This is a genomic window from Methylobacterium sp. GC_Met_3 (assembly GCF_026540775.1).
In the GTDB taxonomy this organism is placed as follows: domain Bacteria; phylum Pseudomonadota; class Alphaproteobacteria; order Rhizobiales; family Beijerinckiaceae; genus Methylobacterium.
Map to the genome: position 1 here is coordinate 1 of NZ_JALNUL010000187.1, position 638 is coordinate 638.

Annotated in this window: 1 protein-coding gene; it reads left to right on the top strand. The window is 69.6% G+C overall.

What is annotated here, in order from left to right; genetic code table 11:
- A partial coding sequence (locus OXS27_RS32435) for a transporter substrate-binding domain-containing protein (RefSeq protein WP_267361762.1) occupies window positions 1-424 on the top strand: 424 nt, incomplete at its 5' end.
- Window positions 425-638: the final 214 nt, after the last annotated feature.

Genomic DNA, 638 nt, shown 5'->3' on the forward strand with positions numbered 1-638 from the left:
AGAGAGCACATATCTCGCCAGCGCGGCTTCGGGGATCACCGACGTGACGCAGGTGGACCGGCCGGGCGTCCGCGTGCTGGCGATCGACGGTACGACGACGTTCCGCGCCTCCGCGCGCACGCTGACACACACGCAACCTGTCGCCGTCCCGACTGTGGCCGAGGCGGTCGAGCGGATGCGCGCCGGGCAGGCGGAGGCTTTCGCCCTGTCGCGCGATACCCTGCGGCCGGTGGTGCGGCAGGTCCCGGGCTCACGGATCGTGACGGGCGGCTTCCAGCGGACACACGTTGCCGTCGCTGTCCCGAAGGGCCGTTCCGGCGCCCTCGCCGCGGTCACGGCATGGCTGGAGGACGCGAAGCGGACCGGCGTCGTCCGGAGCATCTTCGACGGTCATGGGTTCAGCGGCGATGCGGTCGCACCCTGAACAGCCACCTGACAATCTCGGGCTGCATGCGGCACGGCGGAGGTTCTGCGGGGCAAGCGGCGCTGACCCCGGTTAGCACCCCGTGATAGGGGTGCGGGAGGCGAGGCAGACGCGGGATTGTGAGCATGCCCATAGGGCGACCGAAGCGCAGACTACCGGACAGCCTGACCCAGCATTTGTCGGATCCCAAGGTCGTTGCGTTCAAGCCACGCAC